Here is a 22692-nt window from a genome sequence, read left to right on the forward strand (position 1 = left end):
GCGTGGAGATGGACATGGAATGGGATCCGGCGAAATACGTGCAGTTCGGCGATTACCGGGATCGGCCCTTTTTCGACCTTACCGGGCGGGTCCACGCGGACCGTCCGGTCCAGGTGGTGGACCTTGGCTGCGGACCGGGGAACCTGACGGCGACGCTGGCGGAGCGCTGGCCTGCCGCGGACGTGGTGGGCATTGACTCCTCTGCCGGGATGCTGGCGGAAGCAGCGAAACTGGCCGGTGAGGGCCAGGGCCTGCGCTTCGAGCAGGCGGACATCGCCGGCTGGAAGCCCACTGCGGACACGGATGTGGTGGTCAGCAATGCCGCCCTGCAGTGGGTGCCAGGCCACCAGGAGATGATGGGCGCCTGGCTGGACCTGCTCCGGCCGGGGGCATGGTTCGCCCTGCAGGTCCCGGGGAACTTCAACGCCCCGTCCCACGCACTGATGCGCCGGCTGGCGGGCTCCCCGAAGTGGTCGTCACAACTGGACGGGGTCCTCCGGGGCGGGGAATCGGTGGGCGAGCCCTCAGACTACCTCCACATCCTGCTCGACGCCGGGTATTCAGCCGACGCCTGGGAGACTACTTACCAGCAGGTCCTGCCGGGCAGGGACGCTGTCCTGGAATGGGTCCGCGGCACTGCGCTGCGTCCAGTCCTGGCTGCGCTCTCCGCGGACGATGCTGCTGAATTCGAGGCGGAGTACGCGGCAGCGCTCCGGGAGGCGTATCCGCAGACCGGGCACGGCACCGTCTATCCCTTCCGCAGGATCTTTGCGGTCGGGCGCAAGAAGCCCTGACCAGGGTCTCCTCCCTGGAGAGCCTCGACAAATGCCGTCACGTGGCGTGACAACGGCGGAAAGTGATCTGGCTTACAATAGCGGGGTGGCTGGAGGGGGAGAGGCTACCGCCGGCTGCCCCTTCGGCTGACAGACCTGAGTGGAGGTACGTTGCTGACCGGACTAATGAGGCGGCTGCTCGGGGCCCACAAAGCCCACGTGGTTGCCATCGTTGTTCTCCAGTTGATCCAGGCGGCCGCCAACCTGATGCTGCCCACCGTCAACGCCGCGATCATCGACGACGGGATCGTGGCCGGCAACAATGCGGTCATTACCCGCCTGGGCGCTGTCATGGCGGCAGTAGCCGTGGTCCAGGCGGCGGCTGCAATCGCGGCAGGGTACCTGGCGGCCGTGGTGGCGATGAAGATCGGACACCAGCTCCGGGCCGAAATCTTCACTAAAATCCAGTCACTGTCCTCGCAGGAAGTGGCAGCCTTCGGCACCCAGAGCCTTACCACCCGGGCCACCAACGACACCCAGCAGATCCAGGCCTTCTCCGTGCTGGTCTTCACCATGCTGGTGGCGGGACCGGCCATGGGCCTGGGCGGAATCGTCCTTGCCCTCCAGCAGGACGTGGCACTGTCCGCGGTGGTGATCGTCATCGTGCCACTGCTCCTGCTGATCATGTACCTCATAGTCCGGCGCCTGATTCCCCTCTACCGCGAGGGCCAGGACCTCCTGGACCGGGCCGGGGACATCCTCCGCGAACAGATTATGGGCGCCAACGTCATCCGCGCCTTCGTCCGGCAGGACCACGAGGTCCGGCGCTTTGCCCGGACCAACAGCAGCCTGACAGCCAATAATCTCCACTCGGCCCTCCTGGTGGCGGGAATGCTGCCGCTCATCATGCTCGTGGTGAACATCTCTTCCGTGGCCGTCGTATGGTTTGGCGGCCACCGGATCCAGTCCGGCCTGATGAACATCGGAGCACTGGCCGCCTTCATCGCCTACATCCTGCAAATCCTGCTCGCCATCATGATGGCAATGTACGTCCTGATGACGGCGCCCCGGGCGGCCGTGTGCGCCGAGCGCATCGGCGCCGTCCTCACCACTGAACCCTCGGTGCGTGACCTGCAGGAAACCAACGGCCGGCGGCCGGCAGCAGGAAGCCGCTTCCGGCTGCAGGATGCCCGCGGGATTGTGCAGTTCAACCGGGTGGGTTTTTCGCACCCCGGGGCGGAAGCTCCTGTCCTGGCGGAGATCAGCTTCACGGCCGGGCCCGGCACCACCACAGCCATCGTGGGCTCAACGGGGAGTGGAAAGTCCACGCTGCTCAACCTGATCCCCCGTTTCCTTGACTCCACGGCGGGGACCATCAGCCTGGACGGTACAGACATCAAGGACCTGCCGCTGGACACCCTGCGGGCGGCCATGTCGATAGTTCCCCAGCATTCCCACCTGTTTACGGGCACCATTGCGGACAACCTCCGGATGGCCGCGCCGGATGCCACGGACGCAGAGCTGTGGGAGGCCCTTGAGGCAGCACAGACCATGCGGTTCATGCGTGAACTGCCGCTGGGGCTTGACACGCCCGTAGGGCAGGGCGGAACGACTCTTTCCGGGGGCCAGCGCCAGCGGCTGTGCATCACGCGGGCCCTGCTCCGCCACAGTCCGCTCTACCTGTTTGACGACAGCTTCTCAGCGCTGGACTACGACACCGATACCAGGCTGCGGCAGGCTTTGGCCTCCAGGCTCGCTGCCGCAACGGTCATCGTGGTGGCGGAACGGATCTCCGCGGTGGAAAACGCCGACCTTATCCTGGTCCTCGACAACGGGCACATGGTGGCGCAGGGCACCCACCTCGAGCTGCTGGAAAGTTCCTCCACCTACCGGGAGATCGCAGACTCGCAGCTGGCACTGGATGGGCCGGTATGACGCCGCCGGCCGTAGCCCCGGGAGCGGCTGAAAAATTCTGGCCCACGGCCTGGCGGCTCCTTGGCCGGCTGCGGCCGTTCAGGCGGTCCATGCTTGGCGCCGTGGCTGCAACGTGCGCCTTCGCCGGGCTCAACGTGGCGGCGCCGAAGTACCTTGGCGATGCCACCGACGTCGTGGTGGAAGGGATGCTCCAGGGAGCTTTGGACCAAGGGCGGCTGGGCCTCCTGCTGGCTGGAGTGGCCGTGATGTATGTCCTTGCCTCCCTGTTCAACTGGATCCAGGGGGCGCTGACAGCCCGGTCCGTACAGGGGCTCATGTACGGACTGCGGGCTGCGCTCGAGGACAAGCTGCACCGGCTGCCGTCCGCCTACTTCCAGGAACGGTCTCGCGGGGATGTCCTGAGCCGTGCCACGAACGATATCGACAACATTGCCCAGGCCCTCAACCAGCTCCTGACGCAGCTGATCATGTCCGTCCTGATGCTGTGCGGCTCCCTGGCCATGATGCTCTGGATCTCGCCCCTGCTCGCTGTGATCGCCATTGCCACCGTCCCGCTGTCCACCCTGATCACCGTTCTCGTGGCCCGCCGTTCCCAGGCGCACTTCGCAGGGCAGTGGACGGAGACCGGAGAGCTGAATGCGCACGTGGAGGAGTTTGTCTCAGGACACGAGGTCATCAAGGCCTTCGGACACCAGGCCCAGGCCGCAGAGACCTTCGGACGGAGCAATGACCGGCTTGCCCGGGCAGCCACGAAAGCCCAGTACTCGGCCGGGATGGTGCAGCCCCTGATGGTGCTGATCTCCAACCTCAACTACATCGCCGTGGCCGTGGTGGGAGCCCTCCAGGTCATTGCGGGTGCCATGACCATCGGCGGTATCCAGGCCTTCATCCAGTTCAGCAGGCTCTTCACCCAGCCCGTGGGACAGATCGGCGGCATGCTGAACCTCATCCAGTCCTGCGTTGCCTCCGCCGCGCGTGTTTTTGCCCTCCTGGATACGGAGGAGGACCCGCCGGATCCGGAAGCGGACGCAGCGGTTCCAGCAGGCGGCCGCATCGTTTTCGACGACGTCACCTTCGGCTACCCGGACTCGGCCCCGGCAGTGCACAACCTTTCCTTCTCCGTGGAGCCCGGCCAGATGGTGGCCATAGTCGGGCATACCGGGGCGGGAAAGACCACCGTCGTGAACCTCCTGATGCGGTTCTATGAGCCCGGCTCCGGCCGGATAACGATTGGCGGGACAAACATCGCGGCCATGCCCCGGGACCGGCTCCGGGAGCAGTTCGGAGTAGTGCTTCAGGACGCGTGGCTCTTCGGGGGTACCATCCGGGAAAACATTGCCTACGGCCGGCCGGGCGCCACGGAAAGCTGCCTCATCGCGGCGGCCGAGGCCAGTTACGTGGACAGGTTCGTCAGGGCGCTGCCTTGCGGTTACAGCACAGTCCTGGAAAATGGCGGTGAACCCCTGAGCCAGGGCCAGCGGCAGCTCCTCACCATAGCCCGAGCCCAACTGGCGGGCAGGGCGGTCCTGATCCTGGACGAGGCCACAAGTTCTGTTGACTCGAGGACCGAGCTCCTCATCCGCAAGGCTATGCAGCGCCTGCGGCAAGGCAGGACCAGCTTTGTCATAGCCCACCGTTTGTCCACTATCCGGAACGCTGATCTAATTCTGGTCATGGATCATGGACGCATCGTCGAACAGGGCACGCACCACAGCCTCCTGGCTGCCAACAGCTACTACGCCCGGCTGCACAACGCCCAGTTCTCTGCGGGTTCCGGCCGGACTGATGCACTTGAGGCCGGCATTTGACGCCCGCAGCCGGCTTTCCCGGGACATGGAGGCCGAACACCGCCAGCACCGTGGCGTTGTTCGAACAGCTTCGGCTGCACGTCATCCACCTGGCGGACAACGGATCCCTGCCACCCGGAACAAAGCTGCCCGCCGTCAGGGCGCTGGCCGGAATCCTCGACGTTGCTCCGCATACGGTGGCCCGTGCCTACAAGGAGCTTGAGGCAGCCGGAATTGTCGCCACCCGGGGGAGGAACGGCACGGTGGTGTGCGCACGTGACGAACGTCTCGGTGGGCTCTCCACCGCAGCCGCAGCCTACGCCGCCGCGGCCAAAGCCCAGGGTGCCAGCTTCGCCGAGGCAGTGAAGCTGCTGGCTGCTGCCTACGATGTTCCCTGAGGGCGGAACCGTGCAAGTTCGAAGAAGTTTTCGATTAGCATTATGGGGTGCCTAAAGCCGTAGCTGAAGAAACCTCCGCCCCCTCCACAGCCTTGACAGTTCCCCCTGCGGCTGTCCCGCAACGTCCGGACCTCTCCCGCCTTGTGGTGAAGGGTGCCCGCGAGCACAACCTGCGCAACGTGGACCTTGATCTGCCCCGGGACGCGATGATCGTCTTCACCGGGCTCTCCGGATCCGGTAAGTCCTCGCTTGCCTTCGACACCATCTTCGCGGAGGGCCAGCGCCGCTACGTTGAATCGCTGTCCGCCTACGCCCGCCAGTTCCTGGGGCAGGTTGACAAGCCCGACGTCGACTTCATCGAAGGTTTGTCCCCGGCGGTTTCCATCGACCAGAAGTCCACCAGCAAGAACCCCCGCTCCACGGTGGGCACCATCACTGAAATCTACGACTACATGCGCCTGCTCTGGGCCCGTGTTGGCCGTCCGCACTGTCCTGTGTGCGGCGAGCCTGTGGCCAAGCAGACGCCCCAGCAGATCGTTGACCAGCTGCTGGAGCTTGACGAGGGCACGCGGTTCCAGGTGCTGGCGCCCGTGGTGCGCGGACGCAAAGGCGAGTTTGTTGACCTTTTCAAGGAGCTGACCGCCAAGGGCTACTCCCGTGCCCGGGTGGACGGAAACCTGGTGCAGCTGAGCGATCCGCCCAAGCTTGGCAAACAGTTCAAGCACACCATCGAGGTGGTCGTGGACCGCCTGGTGGTCAAGGAAGGCATCAGCCAGCGGCTCACGGACTCCATCGAAACGGCCCTTGGCCTGGCGGAAGGCCGCGTCCTGGCAGAGTTCGTGGACCTTGAGGCGGACGACCCCGGCCGGCTGCGGGCCTTCTCGGAAAACCTGGCCTGCCCCAATGAACACCCCCTTGCCATTGACGAAATTGAACCCCGGTCCTTCTCGTTCAACAACCCGTTCGGCGCCTGCGCCGCCTGCAGCGGCATCGGCACAAAACTGGAAGTGGACGAGGAACTGATCGTTCCCAACCCGGAACTCTCCCTGGGTGAGGGCGCCATCGCTCCGTGGTCACTGGGCACGGCCACCACGGAGTACTGGAACAGGCTGCTCGAGGGACTTGCCAAGGAGCTGGGGTTCTCCATGGACACCCCGTGGGAGAAGCTGGGCAAGGACGTACGCCAGACCGTCCTGCACGGCAAGGACCACAAAGTGGTGGTGCAGTACCGGAACCGGTTTGGCCGGGAACGGAAATACAGCACCGGATTCGAAGGTGCCATCCAGTACGTCCACCGCAAGCATGGCGAGACGGACTCGGACTGGGCCCGTGACCGCTACGAAGAGTACATGCGGCAGATTCCCTGCCCCGCCTGCAACGGTGCCCGGCTCAACCCGGCGTCGCTGTCCGTGCTCATCAACGGCAAGTCGATTGCCGACGTCGCGGCCCTTCCCATGCGGGAATGCGCCGACTTCCTGAACAACCTGGTGCTGACCGGCCGTGAAGCGCAGATCGCGCACCAGGTCCTCAAGGAGATCCAGGCACGCCTGACGTTCCTGCTGGACGTCGGACTTGAATACCTGAACCTCGAACGTCCGTCCGCCACGCTTTCCGGCGGCGAGGCGCAGCGCATCCGCCTGGCCACCCAGATAGGTTCCGGCCTGGTGGGGGTCCTCTACGTGCTGGACGAGCCGTCCATCGGCCTGCACCAGCGCGACAACAGGAGGCTGATTGACACCCTGACCAGGCTGCGGGACATGGGAAACACGCTTATCGTGGTTGAACACGATGAGGACACCATCCACGTTGCCGACTGGATTGTGGACATCGGACCCGGCGCGGGGGAGCACGGCGGCCAGGTGGTCCACTCCGGCTCCTACAAGGAACTGCTGGACAACACGGCGTCGCTGACCGGCGACTACCTGTCCGGGCGCAAGAAGATTGAAGTCCCCAAGAAGCGCCGCAAGTACGACAAGAAGCGTGAGCTGAAGGTTGTGGGGGCGCGCGAAAACAACCTCCTGAACGTGGACGCCGCGTTCCCGCTTGGCCTCTTCACTGCGGTTACCGGGGTGAGCGGGTCGGGCAAGTCCACCCTGGTCAACGAGATCCTGTACAAAGTCCTGGCCAACAAGCTCAACGGCGCCAAGCAGGTGGCCGGGCGGCACAAGACTGTCCAGGGCCTCGAGCACCTGGACAAGGTGGTCCACGTGGACCAGAGCCCTATCGGCCGCACCCCCCGGTCCAACCCCGCCACGTACACGGGCGTCTTTGACAACATCCGGAAGCTCTTCGCCGAAACCACTGAAGCCAAGGTGCGCGGCTACCTTCCGGGCAGGTTCTCGTTCAACGTCAAGGGCGGCCGCTGCGAGGCCTGCTCCGGTGACGGAACCCTGAAAATCGAGATGAACTTCCTGCCGGACGTTTACGTCCCCTGCGAGGTCTGCCACGGCGCGCGCTACAATCGGGAAACCCTGGAGGTGCATTACAAGGGCAAGACCATCGCGGACGTCCTGAACATGCCCATCGAGGAAGGGGCGGAGTTCTTTGCCGCCTTCTCACCCATCGCCCGGCACCTCAACACGCTGGTGGACGTGGGGCTTGGCTATGTCCGGCTGGGCCAGCCCGCCACCACGCTCTCCGGCGGCGAGGCGCAGCGCGTCAAGCTGGCCGCGGAGCTGCAGAAGCGCTCCAACGGACGCAGTGTGTATGTCCTGGACGAGCCAACCACCGGGCTCCACTTCGAGGACATCCGCAAGCTGCTGATGGTCCTCCAGGGGCTGGTGGACAAAGGCAATACCGTCATCACCATCGAACACAACCTGGACGTCATCAAGAGCGCCGACTGGATCGTGGATCTCGGGCCGGACGGCGGTTCCGGCGGCGGCCAGGTGGTTGCCTCGGGTACGCCCGAGCAGCTTGCCAAGTCCACCGCCAGCCACACGGCAGCATTCCTGGCAGAAATCCTGGAGTAGGGGCAGAAAACTACCCCGTTATATTCCCTTGCGCGTATGCGAGTTTCAGGCTTGAGTGCTGTCGTGAGAAACTAACCCGGTGACTCAAACAACAGTGCCCGTGATCTTTGACCTGGACGGCACTCTTGTCGATCCGGCCGGTGGGATAACAGACGGAATAGCGTCGGCACTGCGTGCCGTCGGGCTGCCGGCTCCCGGCCAGGACCTGCTGCACTCGATGATCGGCCCGAAGCTCAGTGATTCGCTGCTGACCGTGGCGCAGGTGCCGGCGGAGCTGCTGGACGAGGTGATCCGCCTCTACCGCGAGTATTACGTGGCCACCGGAATCGCGCAAAGCCGGATCTATCCTGGCGTCCGCGAAGTCCTGGAGTCCTTCGCTGCGGCCGGGCTTCCGGTTGCTGTTGCCACCCAGAAGCCGCAGCGCCTGGCCCGCACGGTCTTGGAGCACCATGGGGTGGACGGGCTTTTCCACGGCATCCACGGTTCCGCGGATGACGAGAGCGCTGTGGAAGGGGTCCCGGTGGGCAAGACCGGGATCATCGCTGCTGCCCTCAAGGATCTGGACACGCAGCATGCCGTGATGGTTGGGGACCGGGCGCAGGATGTTTCCGGCGCCCTCGCCAACGGCCTGGACTGCATAGGAGTGGCGTGGGGATTCGCCCCGGACGGCGAACTGGAGGAGGCCGGCGCGGTGGCCATCGTGGAAACCGCGGAAGGCCTCGCGGAACTGATCGGACGGATGCAGGCTGCCCGCGCGGCTGCAATGGGCGGGGTGAGCAACGATGGCCATGTTTGATGCGGTGCGCTGGACCACGCGCAGCCTGATCTCGGGCACCTGCCGGCCCACCGTCGTCGGCCTCGAAAACGTCCCGGATGACGGGCCGTTCATCGTGGCCCCCAACCACCTCTCCTTTTTCGACAGTGTCATCGTCCAGGCGCTGATGCCGCGGCCGGTCGCCTTCTTCGCCAAAGCCGAATATTTCACCACCGGCGGCGTCAAGGGCAAGGTCATGAAGGCCTTCTTCGAGTCTGTCGGCTCCATCCCCGTGGAACGGGGCGAGCAGGCGGCCAGCGTGCAGGCGCTCAAGACGCTGCTGGACATCCTGGAATCCGGCAAGGGCATCGGCATCTATCCGGAAGGGACCCGCTCCCGGGACGGAATCCTCTACCGCGGACGCACCGGCGTCGGATGGCTTGCCCTGACCACTGGTGCCCCGGTCATACCCGTTGGACTGATCGGAACCGAGAATCTCCAGCGCGCCGGCGAAAGCGGGGTAAAACCCCAGCATTTCACCATGAAGGTGGGGGAGCCCCTGTACTTCGACAAGACTGGCCCGGACCACTCGCTGCCGGCCCGCCGGGAAGTGACGGACCGCATCATGGACGCCATCGCCGAACTCAGCGGCCAGGAACGGTCCACCAGCTACAACCAGAGCAAGGCTGCGGAGTAGCAGAATACCGCCGGCCGCGGCTGCGCAGGCCGGCCGGGTGGAATTTTCTACCCGGCGCGCCTCAGTAGACTGTATAGGTGGCAAATCCAGCAAGTTACAGGCCCAAGACGGGTGAAATTCCCACCAACCCAGGGGTGTACCGGTTCCGTGACCAGCACGGCCGGGTGATCTACGTGGGGAAGGCGAAAAGCCTCCGCTCCCGCCTGAACTCCTACTTCGCCAACCCTGCAGGACTGCTGCCCAAGACCTACGCCATGGTCCACGCTGCCAGCAGCGTCGAATGGACCGTGGTGGGCAGCGAACTTGAGTCGCTGCAGCTGGAGTACACCTGGATCAAGGAATTCAAGCCGCGCTTCAACGTGGTCTTCCGGGACGACAAAACCTACCCCTACCTGGCCGTGACCATGAACGAAAAGTATCCCCGGGTCCAGGTGATGCGGGGCGACAAGCGGAAGGGAACCCGCTACTTCGGCCCCTACACGGCCGGTGCCATCCGCGAGACGATGGACACCCTGCTTCGCGTCTTTCCCGTACGCAGCTGCAGCGCCGGTGTGTTCAAGCGCGCTGAAGCGAGCGGCCGGCCCTGCCTGCTGGGCTACATCGATAAGTGTTCAGCCCCCTGCGTGGGCCGGATCTCCCCGCCGGACCACCGCGCCCTGGCCGAGGACTTCTGCGCCTTCATGGGCGGTGAAGCCAAACGCTTCATCGTCAAGCTGGAAAAGCAGATGGCTGAAGCCGTGGCGGAGCTTGACTACGAGCGCGCCGCCCGGGTCCGCGATGACATCACCGCCCTGCGCAAGGTCTTTGAACGCAATGCCGTTGTGCTCGCAGACGAGACTGACGCCGATATTTTCGCCCTGCACGAGGATGAACTTGAAGCCGCCGTCCAGGTGTTCCACGTCCGCGGCGGGCGGATCCGCGGCCAGCGCGGCTGGGTGGTTGAAAAGGTGGAGGATTCCACCACCCCCGACCTCGTGGAGCATCTCCTGCAGCAGGTTTACGGTGAAGACGGCGACAGCCACGGAAGGCTGCCCCGCGAGGTCCTGGTGCCCGTGACCCCGAGCAACGCCGAAGAGCTGGCGCAGTGGCTCGGCGGACTCCGGGGTGCCAAGGTGGACATCCGCGTGCCGCAGCGGGGGGACAAGGCCACGCTGTTGTCCACGGTGCGGGAGAACGCCGAACACGCCCTGAAACTTCACAAGACCCGGCGCGCCGGGGACCTCACCGTCCGGTCGCAGGCGCTCCAGGAGCTGCAGGAAGCACTTGACCTTCCGGTCCCGCTCCTGCGCATAGAGTGCTTCGACGTCTCACACGTCCAGGGCACCAACGTGGTGGCTTCCATGGTGGTGGTGGAGGACGGGCTGCCCAAGAAATCCGACTACCGGAAGTTCTCAGTCACCGGACCCGCTGCGGCCGACGATACCGCCGCCATGCACGATGTCCTCACGCGCCGGTTCCGCCACTACCTCCAGGACAAGTCCGCGCAGGTGGATGAGGCCGCCCTGGCCGGTGCCGCTGACAAAGCGGACCCGGACCCCACACCCGACCAGGCGCGGGACACCGCCCTGGACACCACCACGCCAGCACCACGGGCAAAGTTCGCCTACCCTCCCAACCTGGTGGTGGTGGACGGCGGCAAGCCCCAGGTGAACGCTGCAGCCCGCGCCCTTGCGGACCTGGGCATCGAGGACGTGTACGTGGTGGGCCTCGCCAAACGCCTGGAGGAGGTATGGCTGCCGGACAGTGACTTCCCGGTGATCCTCCCCAGGACCTCGCAGGGACTCTACCTGCTGCAGCGCATCCGGGACGAGGCCCACCGGTTCGCTATTTCCTTCCACCGGCAAAAGCGCGGGAAAGCGATGACCGTCTCCGCCCTGGACGGGGTGCCGGGGCTCGGGGCGTCCAAACGCAAAGCCCTCCTGGCGCACTTCGGTTCGGTCAAGGGGGTCAAGGCCGCCTCCGCCGCCGAACTGTCGCAGGCGAAAGGCATCGGACCGGCCCTTGCCAGCGCGATCGTCAACCACTTCGCGGCGGACGGGCCGGGCGCTGCTCCGGTGCCGGCCATCAATATGACCACCGGCGAAGTGATCGAAACTTAGCGGAGTTCGGCGAAACTTGGCTAGGGTAAAGATCGGGGTTTCCGCCAACGCGGCAGCCTGCGCGACAACAACAGGAACGGGGCGGACCTAATGGCAGACACGACGGCGGAATCCGGAGCCGGGCAGGACGGGCTGCAGCCCGTCAAGCCCCTCGAAGCGGAGCTGCTGGTGGTCACCGGAATGTCCGGCGCCGGGCGGAGTACAGCCGCTGACGCCCTCGAGGACCACGGCTGGTACGTCGTTGAAAACCTGCCGCCGCAGATGCTGGGAACCTTGGCGGAACTGGTATCCCATGCCCCGCAGTCCATTCCGCGGCTGGCAGTGGTCATCGATGTCCGCAGCAAGGGCCTGTTCGCGGATATCCGCGCCGCGCTGGGAGCACTGGCCGCCAGCGGCGTCACGTTCCGCGTGCTCTTCCTCGATGCCAGCGACAACGTCCTGGTCCGCCGCTTCGAGCAGGGACGCCGGCCGCACCCCCTCCAGGGCGGCGGCCGCATACTGGACGGCATCGCAGCCGAACGGGAGCTGCTGCAGGAACTGCGCGACAGCTCCGACGTCGTGCTGGATACCTCCGGCTACAACGTGCACGGCCTGGCCACGGCCATCACCGAACTGTTCAGCGAAACCGGCCCCGTGGCACTGCGCCTGAACGTCATGAGCTTCGGTTTCAAATACGGCCTGCCCGTGGACGCCAACTACGTGGCCGACGTCAGGTTCATCCCCAACCCACACTGGGTTCCCCAACTGCGCCCGCACACGGGCCTGGACAAGGACGTCAGCGATTACGTGCTGGAGGCAGAGGGCGTCAAGAACTTCGTGGACCGCTACGTCATGGCCCTCGAGCCCGTCCTGGACGGCTACCGCCGCGAGAACAAGCACTACGCCACCATCGCCGTGGGCTGTACGGGCGGCAAGCACCGCTCCGTGGCAGTCGCCGTCGAGCTTTCCAAGAAACTGGCGCAGTACCCGCGCGTCACGGTGACCACCACCCACCGGGATCTGGGCCGGGAGTAATGTCGCTCTTCACCGGCGCCCTGCCACTGGTCCCGCCCGCGGGGTCCGCAGCGGGCCAGCATGACAAGGGCCCCAAGGTTGTTGCCCTGGGAGGCGGCCACGGCCTTTCCGCATCGCTTTCTGCCCTGCGCCTGCTCACCTCCGACCTGACGGCCGTGGTGACAGTAGCGGACGACGGCGGATCGTCAGGGCGTCTGCGCGAAGAGTACGGCGTCCTTCCGCCCGGCGACCTACGGATGGCGTTGTCCGCCCTGTGCGACGACACGGACTGGGGGCGGACCTGGCGGGACGTCATGCAGCACCGGTTCCGCCCAGGCAGGGGCTCGGGCGGTTCCCTGGACGAACACGCCATGGGAAACCTGCTCATTGTGACCCTCTGGGAGCTGCTGGGCGACGCCGTTGCCGGGCTCCGCTGGGCAGGCGCACTGCTGGGCGCACGCGGCCAGGTACTGCCCATGTCCACGGTGCCGCTCACCATCGAAGGGGACGTCCGGGTCAACGCACCCGACGGCGGCTCCGACCTGCACACCATCCGCGGCCAGGCCCGCTGCGCCGTGGCGGGGTCGCTGGAGCAGGTGCGGCTCCTTCCCGAAGCGGCGCCAGCCTGCGTCGAAGCCCTCACGGCCATCGAACTGGCTGACTGGGTCATCCTGGGCCCCGGCTCCTGGTACACCTCCGTGCTGCCCCACCTCCTCCTGCCCGAGATGCGCCAGGCTCTGTGCCAGACTCCGGCCAAGCGCTGCCTGACCATGAACCTGGCCACGGACACGAAGGAAACAACAGGCATGACCGCCGCCGACCACCTCGACGTGCTGCGGCGCTACGCCCCGGACTTCAGCGTGGACGTGGTCCTTGCCGATCCCGCCTCCGTCCCGGACCGGCAGGAGTTCGAGAAAGCCGCCGCGATGATCGGCGCCGAGGTTGTCTTGGGTAAAGTAGGGGCGTCGGGCCGCCGTCCCGTCCACGACCCTTTACGTCTGGCAACGGCGTACCAGGACATTTTTGGGAACAGTTAGGAAGGTGCCATGGCACTGACAGCATCGGTCAAAGAAGAACTGTCCCGTCTGGACATCAAAAAGTCATCAGTGCGCAAGGCCGAGGTCTCCGCCATGCTCCGCTTTGCGGGCGGGCTGCACATCATCTCCGGCCGGATCGTCATCGAGGCGGAAGTGGACCTCGCCTCCACCGCCCGGCGCCTGCGGGCAGCCATCGCCGAAGTCTACGGACACCAGAGCGAAATCATCGTGGTCTCCGCCGGGGGACTGCGCCGCGCCAGCCGCTACGTGGTCCGGGTGGTGCGCGACGGCGAGGCGCTGGCACGCCAGACCGGCCTCCTCGACGGCCGCGGCCGTCCCGTGCGCGGACTGCCGTCCGCCGTCGTTAACGGTTCCGCCGCGGACGCCGAAGCCGTCTGGCGCGGCGCCTTCCTGGCGCACGGTTCCCTGACCGAACCCGGACGTTCCTCGTCCCTGGAGGTCACGTGCCCGGGGCCGGAGTCCGCGCTGGCGCTTGTGGGCGCGGCACGCCGGCTGGACATCCAGGCGAAAGCCCGCGAAGTCCGCGGCGTGGACCGGGTGGTCATCCGCGACGGGGACACCATCGCGGCCCTCCTCACCCGGATGGGCGCCCATGACGCCCTGATGGTCTGGGAAGAACGGCGGATGCGCAAGGAAGTGCGTGCCACCGCCAACCGCCTGGCAAACTTCGACGACGCCAACCTGCGGCGCTCGGCCCAGGCGGCCGTGGCGGCCGGCGCACGCGTGGACCGTGCCCTTGAAATCCTTGGCGACGACGTTCCGGACCACCTGAAGTACGCCGGTGAACTCCGGGTGGCGCACAAGCAGGCCAGCCTGGATGAGCTGGGACGCCTGGCGGACCCGGTCATGACCAAGGACGCCATTGCGGGCAGGATCCGCCGGTTGCTGGCCATGGCGGACAAGCGCGCCCTCGACCTGGGCATCCCCGGGACTGACGCCAATGTGACGCCTGAAATGCTGGACGAGTGACAGCCCCATAGAATCAAAAAGATTCCGGGCGCCAGCCGCCCGGATGCATAATCCGAGAGTTACCAACCGGACCGAATGTCCACGATATTGGAGGATTTTGTGACCGAGTACGTATTGCCCGAACTCAGCTACGATTACGCCGCCCTGGAGCCGCACATTTCCGCGCGCATCATGGAGCTGCACCACAGCAAGCACCACGCAGCCTACGTGGCCGGCGCCAACAACGCCCTGGCCCAGCTGGCGGAAGCCCGGGAGAAGGGCGACTTCGCCAACATCAACCGGCTCTCCAAGGACCTCGCATTCCACACCGGCGGGCACGTCAACCACTCGGTGTTCTGGAACAACCTTTCCCCGGACGGCGGCGACAAGCCCGAAGGCGAACTCGCGGCAGCCATCGATGACGCGTTTGGCTCCTTCGACGCCTTCCGTGCCCAGTTCTCCGCGGCAGCACTTGGCCTGCAGGGTTCCGGCTGGGGCTTCCTGGCCTACGAACCCATCGGCGGCAACCTGGTCATCGAGCAGCTGTACGACCAGCAGGGCAACGTGGCGCTCGGCACCACCCCGCTGCTGATGCTGGACATGTGGGAGCACGCCTTCTACCTTGACTACGTCAACGTCAAGGCCGACTACGTCAAGGCGTTCTGGAACATCGTCAACTGGGCCGACGTCGCAAAGCGCTTCGAAGCAGCCCGCACCAACGCCACGGGCCTCATCACCCTCCCGTAGTGAGGTACACCGCACCAACGTGTAACAAACTTCACAATCCGGACATATAAAGGCCGGGATGTGGACGGTCCGCCCCCGCACTTGCGGGGGCGGACCAAGTTAAACGTAAGATAGGTCACGGAAGGCGGTTAGCCTTCAGCAATGAGGCTGGTCGCCCTCCGTATGTAAATCATCTCTGCCCAATGGCGTGCGGGATCTGTTAGTTGGCTTGATAGCCCGCTCAACTAGTTGTGCTTCTGAAAGCACCAAGGAGACTGAAAAAGTGACGACCCGTATTGGTATCAACGGCTTTGGCCGTATTGGCCGCAACTACTTCCGCGCAGCACTCGCACAGGGCGCGGACCTGGAGATCGTTGCCGTCAACGACCTCACCAGCCCCGAAGCACTCGCGCACCTCTTCAAGTACGACTCCGTCGGCGGCCGCCTGAAGGAAACCATCGAGGTCAAGGACGGCAACATCGTCGTCAACGGCACCGTCGTCAAGGTGCTCGCCGAGCGCGACCCCGCCAACCTGCCGTGGGGCGAGCTGGGCGTGGACATCGTGATCGAATCCACCGGCTTCTTCACCAAGGCTGCCGATGCCCAGAAGCACATCGACGCGGGCGCCAAGAAGGTCCTGATCTCCGCACCGGCCTCGGACGAGGACATCACCATCGTGATGGGCGTGAACCACAACCTCTACGACAACGCCACGCACCACATCATCTCCAACGCATCCTGCACCACCAACTGCCTCGGCCCGCTGGCCAAGGTGGTCAACGATGAGTTCGGCATCGAGCGCGGCCTCATGACCACCGTGCACGCCTACACCGCGGACCAGAACCTGCAGGACGGCCCGCACAAGGACCTGCGCCGCGCCCGCGCCGCCGCCATCAACATGGTGCCCACGTCCACCGGTGCTGCCAAGGCAATCGGCCTGGTCCTGCCGGAGCTCAAGGGCAAGCTGGACGGCTACGCCATCCGCGTGCCCGTGCCCACCGGCTCCGCCACCGACCTCACGGTCACCGTCTCCCGCGAGACCACCGTGGAGGAAGTCAACGCCGCCCTCAAGCGCGCTGCCGAATCCGAGGAGCTGCAGGGTTTCCTGACCTACACGGACGAGCCCATCGTCTCCAGCGACATCGTCGGCGATCCCGCTTCGTCCATCTTCGACTCCGGCCTGACCAAGGTCATCGGCAACCAGGTCAAGGTTGTTTCCTGGTATGACAACGAATGGGGCTACTCCAACCGCCTCGTCGACCTCACGGAGCTTGTCGCAGCCAAGCTGGGCTAGGGTTAGAGACATGACATCAAACACCCTCAACGAACTCATCGCTGAAGGTGTCCGCGGGCGGTACATTCTGGTTCGAAGTGACCTGAATGTGCCGCTCGACGGCTCTACAGTCACTGACGACGGCCGCATCAAGGCCTCACTGCCAGTGCTGTCAAAGCTCACGGACGCCGGTGCCCGCGTGCTGGTAACAGCCCACCTCGGCCGCCCCAAGGGTGCACCCGAGGAGAAATACTCCCTTCGGCCCGCAGTAAACCGCCTGGCTGAACTGGCCGGCTTCAAGGTCACCCTCGCCGCCGATACCGTCGGCAGCGCCGCCAAAGAAGCAGCAGCATCCCTGCAGCACGGCGAAGTGCTCGTCCTCGAGAACGTCCGGTTCGATCCCCGCGAAACCAGCAAGGACGACGCCGAGCGCGGCGCCTTCGCTGACGAGCTGGTGGCCCTGACCGGCGGGAACGGCGCCTACGTGGACGACGCCTTCGGGGCGGTGCACCGCAAGCACGCCAGCGTGTACGACGTCGCCACCAGGCTTCCGTCGTACCTTGGCGACCTTGTGCACACCGAGGTGGAGGTCCTGCGGAAGCTGACCACGGACACCCAGCGCCCCTACGTGGTGGTGCTCGGCGGCTCCAAGGTCTCGGACAAGCTTGCGGTCATCGACAACCTGCTGGGCAAGGCCGACACCATCCTGGTGGGCGGCGGAATGCTCTTCACGTTCCTCGCGGCAGCCGGGCACAAAGTGGCCTCCAGCCTGCTCGAGGAGGACCAGATCCCCGTGGTCCAGGACTACCTCAAGCGCGCAGCAGACGCCGGCACGGAGTTCGTGGTCCCCACGGACGTCGTAGTGGCTGAGAAGTTCGCGGCAGACGCCGGCCACGAGACTGTCCCCGCGGACAACATCGAGGGCAGCAGCTTCGGCGCCCAGGGCATCGGGCTGGACATTGGTCCGGATTCGGCGGCAGCATTCGCCGAACGGATCAAGGGGGCCAGGACGGTGTTCTGGAACGGTCCGATGGGGGTCTTCGAGTTCGAAGCGTTCTCCGCCGGAACCCGCGCCATCGCCCAGGCACTCACGGAAACCGAAGCTTTCACCGTCGTGGGCGGCGGCGACTCAGCCGCTGCGGTACGCACGCTCGGGTTCGCCGACAACCAGTTTGGGCATATTTCCACCGGCGGCGGCGCCAGCCTGGAATACCTCGAAGGCAAGGAACTGCCGGGGCTCAGCGTCCTGGACCGTTAGGCCCTGCCCGGTACTTCCGGCAGCAGTACCTGAACCTTCAGTCCCTCCGGCCGGCAGGTTGCCCACGGCAGCCTGCCGGCCGAACACTTATCAAGAACTTTTTGGAGAACACGTGACAACGTCAACGAACGGCGCTTTCGACCGCAAACCATTCATCGCGGGCAACTGGAAGATGAACATGGACCACGTGCAGGGCATCACCCTGCTGCAGAAGCTTGCCTGGACCCTTTCCGACGCCAAGCACGACTACAGCCGGGTCGAGGTTGCCGTCTTCCCGCCGTTCACCGACCTCCGCGGCGTCCAGACCCTTGTCCAGGGCGACGACCTGGACATCGCCTACGGTGGACAGGACCTCTCACAGTTCGACTCCGGCGCGTACACCGGCGACATCTCCGGACAGTTCCTGAACAAGCTCGGCTGCAAGTACGTCCTGGTGGGCCACAGCGAACGCCGCACCATCCACAACGAATCCGACGACGTCCTCAACGCCAAGGTCAAGGCTGCCTTCAAGCACGGCGTCACGCCCGTGCTCTGCGTCGGTGAAGGCCTGGAGATCCGCCAGGCGGGCACGCACGTCAACCACACCCTGGAGCAACTGCGTGCCGGTGTGTCCGGGCTGACCGCTGACCAGGCCGCCGAACTGGTAGTCGCCTACGAGCCCGTCTGGGCCATCGGCACCGGTGAAGTAGCCGGGCCGGAAGACGCACAGGAGATGTGCACGGCCATCCGTGCCGAGCTCGAGCAGCTGTTCGGAGCGGACACCGCCGCGAAGACCCGCCTGCTGTACGGCGGCTCGGTCAAGGCCAACAACGCCGCCGCAATCCTCAAGGAACGCGACGTTGACGGTCTGCTGGTGGGCGGGGCGAGCCTCGATCCGGCCGAGTTTGCTAATATTGTCAGGTTCGAGAGTCACCTGGTGACGGACTAGTCCGTCCCGCCGCACACACTCCCGCAATTCCAACTTCCTGAAAGGCCGTCGTGGACGTTCTTCATGTCATTCTGCAGATCCTCCTGGGCATCACCAGCCTCCTGCTGACGCTGCTCATCCTCCTCCACAAGGGACGGGGCGGCGGGATGTCGGACATGTTCGGCGGCGGCATGAGCTCCGGGCTCAGCTCCTCGGGTGTGGCCGAACGCAACCTGAACAGGTTCACCGTGGTCCTCGGAGTAACCTGGGGCATGGTCATTATTGCCCTGGGCCTCATCATGCGCTTCAGCGGCGGCGGGGACTCCTGATCCCGTAGGTTGGGACAAGGCCCTGCGCGGACACTGCCGCCGCGCGGATCAGGGAACTAAACTGTGGCTGTCGGTTCCCGACAGCCACAGTTTCTGTTTAAGCAGGCAGGAGTCCTTCGATGATTCACCCGGCATCAGGCTTTCGCGGTACCCGGGCGGGCGTCACGGAAGGGACGGGTTCAAGCTTCCAATCTGAGGACCACGGCAAGGCGCTTCCCCGCATCCAAATCTCCTACTGGTGCGCAAAGGGGCACGAGACGAGGCCGGTTTTCATCAAGCTTCCCGACGACCAGATTCCACCGGTGTGGGACTGCCGGCGCTGTGGCGCCCCCGCCTCACGGGACGGCCAGGCAGCTGCTGCCGCGGACGCCATGGACGACGGCTACAAGACACACCTTGAATACGTTAAAGAGCGGCGCTCCGGCCAGGACGCCGAAGACGTCCTGGCCGGAGCGCTGGAAAAGCTACGCGCCCGCGGCGTCCTTCCGGACGAGCTGCTGCGGGACACGTGAAGCGGCGTTCTCGTCAATCAGCCACAGGGTCCGGGACGTGCCCCGCGGACCGGCTGCCGGAACCTGGACCGGATTGGCGCCGGCCAGCGCCAGCCCTACGGCGCCTGCCTTGTCCTCTCCCGCCACCACCATCCAGACTTCAGAAGCGGTGTTGATGGCCGGCAGGGTCAGGGAAACCCGCAGCGGCGGCGGCTTGGGTGAATTCCTGACACCCACCACGGTGCGTTCCTTTTCGCGGACGCCGCCCTGCTCAGGAAAGAGCGAGGCGATGTGCGCGTCCGGGCCCACACCCAGCAGGACAACGTCCAAGCGGGGGAGGGCGGCGGGTTCCTCCGGCCGGTCATCGGACATGTCCGCAGCGTGTTCGGCCGACGCAGCCTGCCGAAGCCTCTCCGCGTAGTCCTCGGCCGCTTCTTCTGGGCTGTCGAAGTCATCCGAAGTCCCGGGCTCGTGGATCCGTTCAGGGTCCACAGGAATGTGCGAGAGCAGGGCCTCGAACGCCTGGGTGGTATTCCGGTCGGGGTCCCCGGCGGGAAGGAAGCGTTCGTCGCCCCACCAGAAGTTCACCTTGGACCAGTCCACGGCGGGAGCCGCCGGGGAGTCCGCAACAGCCTTGAGCGTGCCGATACCCACGGTTCCGCCGGTGAGCACCACGGTGGCCTCGCCGAATTTATCCTGCACATCAACGAGCTTTGTGATCAGGCGGGCGGCAATGGCGGCCATCAGGACGGACGAGTCAGGATGAATGCTTACTCTTGGGTCAACGCTCACTGGGTCGGACGCTCCTTAGATTGGTACGTGGCAGTCCAATAGTAATCACTTCCCCAAACACCTCGTCGGGGTCCAGGCGGCGGAGCTCCTCGGCGAGGCAGTCCCGCAGGCTGCGGCGCGGAAGCGAAATCCGCTGCGCCGGCTGGCCGGGCTGGGTCAGCTCGGCCACTGACAAACCGGGCCGGAAGAGCTGGATGTCCCCGCCGGGCCGCGTCAGCCGGACACGCCGGATGCCCGTCCCGGCAGGGTCGGCGACAATGGTCACCGGAGCGTCCAGGGTCAGCGTCAGCCAGGCCGCGAGGAGGATGGTGCTCGGGGAATCCGAGGCACCCTCGACGGCCACGGACGTGACGGGGGAGGAGTCCACCTGGTCGAGGACGGCCGCAAGCTGGATGCGCCAGTTGGTCAACCGGGTCCAGGCGAGGTCGGTGTCCCCGGCTTTGTACGTTGACCGGATGTTCTCCAGGGCACGCTGCGGGTCGGGTTCGTTGGCGGAGTCGGTGATGCGGCGGTGGGCGATGCGGCCGATGGAGGTTTCGCAGGCGTTCTCCGGGGCGCCGTGCGGCCACCAGGCCACGATCGGTGCGTCCGGGAGCAGCAGCGCGGCCACCAAGGACTCGCTCTCGTGGGAGAGCTGGCCGTAGCCGCGCAGCACGATCACCTCGGAGGCACCGGCGTCACCGCCCACGCGGATCTGGGCGTCCAGCCGGTCCGGGGCCGTAGCTCCGGCGTCGGCCAGGACGATGATCCGGCAGGGGTGTTCACGGCTGGCTTCGTTGGCGGCCTCGATGGCCTCCTCCTCCAGCCCGGATTTGGTGACCACCACGAGGGTGAGCACCCGGCCCAGCGCAATCACGCCGCCCTGCTCGCGCAGGGACATGATCTTTTTGGAAACCGTTGAAGTTGTGGTGTCCGGCAGGTCTACAATCATGGCCTTCTCCAGGTTCGTCCGTCGCGGGCCAGCAGCTCGTCAGCCGAGGCGGGGCCCCAGCTGCCCGGGGCATAGGGCTCGGGCTGCTCGTTCAGCTGCGCCCAGTACTCCTCGAACGGGTCCAGGATCTTCCAAGACAGCTCCACTTCCTCGTGCCGCGGGAACAGCGGCGGCTCGCCCAGGAGCACGTCCAGGATCAGCCGCTCGTACGCCTCTGGGCTGGACTCGGTGAACGAGTGCCCGTAGCCGAAGTCCATGGTCACGTCCCGGACTTCCATCTGCGTGCCCGGGACCTTGGAACCGAACCGGATGGTGACGCCCTCGTCCGGCTGGACACGGATCACCACGGCGTTCTGGCCAAAGTCGTCCTCGGCATGGTCGCGGAACAACAGGTTGGGTGCCCGCTTGAACACGACGGCGATTTCCGTCACCCGCCGTCCCAGGCGCTTGCCGGCGCGCAGGTAGAACGGCACCCCGGACCAGCGGCGGGTATGGATGTCCACCCGGATGGCGGCGAAGGTTTCGGTGGTGGAATTGGCGGGGATGCCTTCCTCTTCCAGGTAGCCCTGGACCTGTTCGCCGCCCTGCCATCCGCCGGTGAACTGCCCGCGCGCCGAATGCGCGGAAAGGTCCTCGGGGAGCTTGACGGCGGCGAGTACCTTTTCCTTCTCCGCGCGCAGGTCGTCGGCGTTGAAGGAGATGGGCTCCTCCATCGCCGTCAGGGCCAGCAGCTGGAGCAGGTGGTTCTGGATCACGTCGCGGGCCGCGCCCACGCCGTCGTAGTACCCCGCCCGGCCGCCCGTGCCGATGTCCTCGGCCATGGTGATCTGGACGTGGTCCACGTAGTTGGCGTTCCACAACGGCTCGAACAGCTGGTTCGCAAAACGCAGCGCCAGGATGTTCTGGACTGTTTCCTTGCCCAGGTAGTGGTCGATCCGGAACACCGCGTCCGGCGGGAAGACGGATTCGACGATGTCATTGAGCTGCCGGGCGGACTCCAGGTCGTGCCCGAACGGCTTCTCGATCACCACGCGGCGCCACTTGTCGCCCTCGGCCTGTGCCAGGCCGTGCTTGGACAGCTGCCGGCACACCTGCTCAAACGCCTTGGGCGGGATGGAGAGGTAGAACGCATGGTTCCCGCGGGTGCCGCGCAACTCATCGAGCTCGTCGATGACTTCACCCAACCGCTCAAAGGCGTCGTCGTCGTCGAACTCCCCCTGCACAAACCGGATGCCCTCGGACAGCTGGTTCCACACCGCCTCATCAAAGGGGGTGCGGGCGTAGGCCTGCACGGAGGCCTTCACCTCGGCGGCGAAGTCCTCCTTGTCCCATTGGCGCCGCGCGAAACCCACCAAGGCAAAACTGGGGGGCAGCAGGCCGCGGTTGGCGAGGTCGTACACGGCGGGCATGAGCTTCTTGCGGGCAAGGTCGCCGGTCACTCCGAAGAGGACCAGTGATGACGGACCGGCGATCCGGTTCAGGCGGCGGTCACGCGGGTCGCGGAGCGGATTCCGCCCACGGCCAGCAGACTTCCTGCCGTATTCAGTTTCTGGCATGGTGCTTTTTGTGCC

20 protein-coding genes are annotated in these 22692 nt (G+C 65.6%); 17 read left to right on the plus strand and 3 right to left on the minus strand.

Going from position 1 to position 22692, the window contains the following annotated elements:
* The first annotated feature begins 14 nt into the window (after nt 1–14).
* From ABRP28_RS04545 to ABRP28_RS04625, 17 genes are all read left to right on the plus strand, one after another.
* Complete coding sequence (locus ABRP28_RS04545) at nt 15–794, plus strand: trans-aconitate 2-methyltransferase (RefSeq protein ID WP_350002401.1); 780 nt, start codon at nt 15–17, stop codon at nt 792–794.
* A 165-nt stretch (nt 795–959) separates the two neighbouring features.
* Nucleotides 960–2708: an ABC transporter ATP-binding protein gene (locus tag ABRP28_RS04550; protein ID WP_350002370.1), complete on the plus strand. Its 1749-nt coding sequence runs from the start codon at nt 960–962 to the stop codon at nt 2706–2708.
* Complete coding sequence (locus ABRP28_RS04555) at nt 2705–4516, plus strand: ABC transporter ATP-binding protein (RefSeq protein ID WP_374152927.1); 1812 nt, start codon at nt 2705–2707, stop codon at nt 4514–4516. The genes ABRP28_RS04550 and ABRP28_RS04555 overlap by 4 nt, the downstream gene beginning before the upstream one ends.
* Entirely contained in the window at nt 4513–4893 is a 381-nt protein-coding gene (locus ABRP28_RS04560; RefSeq protein WP_350002371.1) for a GntR family transcriptional regulator, read from the plus strand. The genes ABRP28_RS04555 and ABRP28_RS04560 overlap by 4 nt, the downstream gene beginning before the upstream one ends.
* Before the next feature lie 47 nt (nt 4894–4940).
* Nucleotides 4941–7865: an excinuclease ABC subunit UvrA gene (gene uvrA, locus ABRP28_RS04565; protein WP_350002372.1), complete on the plus strand. Its 2925-nt coding sequence runs from the start codon at nt 4941–4943 to the stop codon at nt 7863–7865.
* 79 nt (nt 7866–7944) lie between these two features.
* Nucleotides 7945–8661: an HAD hydrolase-like protein gene (locus ABRP28_RS04570; RefSeq protein WP_350002373.1), complete on the plus strand. Its 717-nt coding sequence runs from the start codon at nt 7945–7947 to the stop codon at nt 8659–8661.
* On the plus strand, nt 8648–9316 hold the full coding sequence (locus tag ABRP28_RS04575; RefSeq protein ID WP_350002374.1) for a lysophospholipid acyltransferase family protein: 669 nt from the start codon (nt 8648–8650) through the stop codon (nt 9314–9316). Before ABRP28_RS04570 ends, ABRP28_RS04575 begins: the two co-directional genes overlap by 14 nt.
* A 77-nt stretch (nt 9317–9393) precedes the next feature.
* Nucleotides 9394–11415, plus strand: a complete 2022-nt coding sequence (gene uvrC, locus ABRP28_RS04580) for an excinuclease ABC subunit UvrC (RefSeq protein WP_350002375.1) — start codon at nt 9394–9396, stop codon at nt 11413–11415.
* 90 nt (nt 11416–11505) lie between these two features.
* A complete protein-coding gene (gene rapZ / locus ABRP28_RS04585; protein WP_350002376.1) occupies nt 11506–12429 on the plus strand; it encodes an RNase adapter RapZ in 924 nt (307 codons plus the stop codon).
* Nucleotides 12429–13445 carry a uridine diphosphate-N-acetylglucosamine-binding protein YvcK gene (gene yvcK, locus ABRP28_RS04590; RefSeq protein ID WP_350002377.1) on the plus strand — a complete coding sequence of 339 codons (1017 nt, stop codon included), beginning with the start codon at nt 12429–12431 and terminating at the stop codon, nt 13443–13445. The genes rapZ and yvcK overlap by 1 nt, the downstream gene beginning before the upstream one ends.
* 9 nt (nt 13446–13454) lie before the next feature.
* Nucleotides 13455–14435 (plus strand): DNA-binding protein WhiA, encoded by a 981-nt coding sequence (gene whiA / locus ABRP28_RS04595; protein WP_015937022.1) that lies wholly within the window; start codon nt 13455–13457, stop codon nt 14433–14435.
* 99 nt (nt 14436–14534) lie between these two features.
* Nucleotides 14535–15161 carry a superoxide dismutase gene (locus tag ABRP28_RS04600; protein WP_188808970.1) on the plus strand — a complete coding sequence of 209 codons (627 nt, stop codon included), beginning with the start codon at nt 14535–14537 and terminating at the stop codon, nt 15159–15161.
* Between the two features lie 262 nt (nt 15162–15423).
* Nucleotides 15424–16434, plus strand: coding sequence for a type I glyceraldehyde-3-phosphate dehydrogenase (gene gap, locus ABRP28_RS04605; protein ID WP_104187307.1), 1011 nt, complete (start codon nt 15424–15426; stop codon nt 16432–16434).
* Between the two features lie 10 nt (nt 16435–16444).
* Nucleotides 16445–17671, plus strand: coding sequence for a phosphoglycerate kinase (pgk, locus tag ABRP28_RS04610; RefSeq protein ID WP_350002378.1), 1227 nt, complete (start codon nt 16445–16447; stop codon nt 17669–17671).
* Between the two features lie 112 nt (nt 17672–17783).
* The gene (tpiA, locus tag ABRP28_RS04615) at nt 17784–18599 is read left to right on the plus strand and encodes a triose-phosphate isomerase (RefSeq protein ID WP_350002379.1); all 816 of its coding nucleotides are present in this window, start codon (nt 17784–17786) and stop codon (nt 18597–18599) included.
* Nucleotides 18600–18649: 50 nt separating this feature from the next.
* Entirely contained in the window at nt 18650–18907 is a 258-nt protein-coding gene (gene secG, locus ABRP28_RS04620) for a preprotein translocase subunit SecG (RefSeq protein ID WP_066275628.1), read from the plus strand.
* 119 nt (nt 18908–19026) lie between these two features.
* Nucleotides 19027–19419 carry an RNA polymerase-binding protein RbpA gene (locus ABRP28_RS04625; protein WP_350002380.1) on the plus strand — a complete coding sequence of 131 codons (393 nt, stop codon included), beginning with the start codon at nt 19027–19029 and terminating at the stop codon, nt 19417–19419.
* Here ABRP28_RS04625 and pgl read toward each other — a convergent pair.
* Genes pgl through zwf form a run of 3 tightly spaced genes read right to left on the minus strand, consistent with a single transcriptional unit; the run spans nt 19372 to nt 22677 of the window.
* A complete protein-coding gene (gene pgl / locus ABRP28_RS04630; protein WP_350002381.1) occupies nt 19372–20190 on the minus strand; it encodes a 6-phosphogluconolactonase in 819 nt (272 codons plus the stop codon). The two genes, ABRP28_RS04625 and pgl, sit on opposite strands and share 48 nt — an antisense overlap.
* Nucleotides 20180–21121 (minus strand): glucose-6-phosphate dehydrogenase assembly protein OpcA, encoded by a 942-nt coding sequence (locus tag ABRP28_RS04635; protein WP_066275634.1) that lies wholly within the window; start codon nt 21119–21121, stop codon nt 20180–20182. Before ABRP28_RS04635 ends, pgl begins: the two co-directional genes overlap by 11 nt.
* The gene (gene zwf / locus ABRP28_RS04640; protein WP_350002382.1) at nt 21118–22677 is read right to left on the minus strand and encodes a glucose-6-phosphate dehydrogenase; all 1560 of its coding nucleotides are present in this window, start codon (nt 22675–22677) and stop codon (nt 21118–21120) included. Before zwf ends, ABRP28_RS04635 begins: the two co-directional genes overlap by 4 nt.
* Nucleotides 22678–22692: the final 15 nt, after the last annotated feature.

Origin of the sequence: Pseudarthrobacter sp. WHRI 8279 (assembly GCF_040224115.2) — a bacterium.
In the GTDB taxonomy this organism is placed as follows: Bacteria; Actinomycetota; Actinomycetes; order Actinomycetales; family Micrococcaceae; genus Arthrobacter.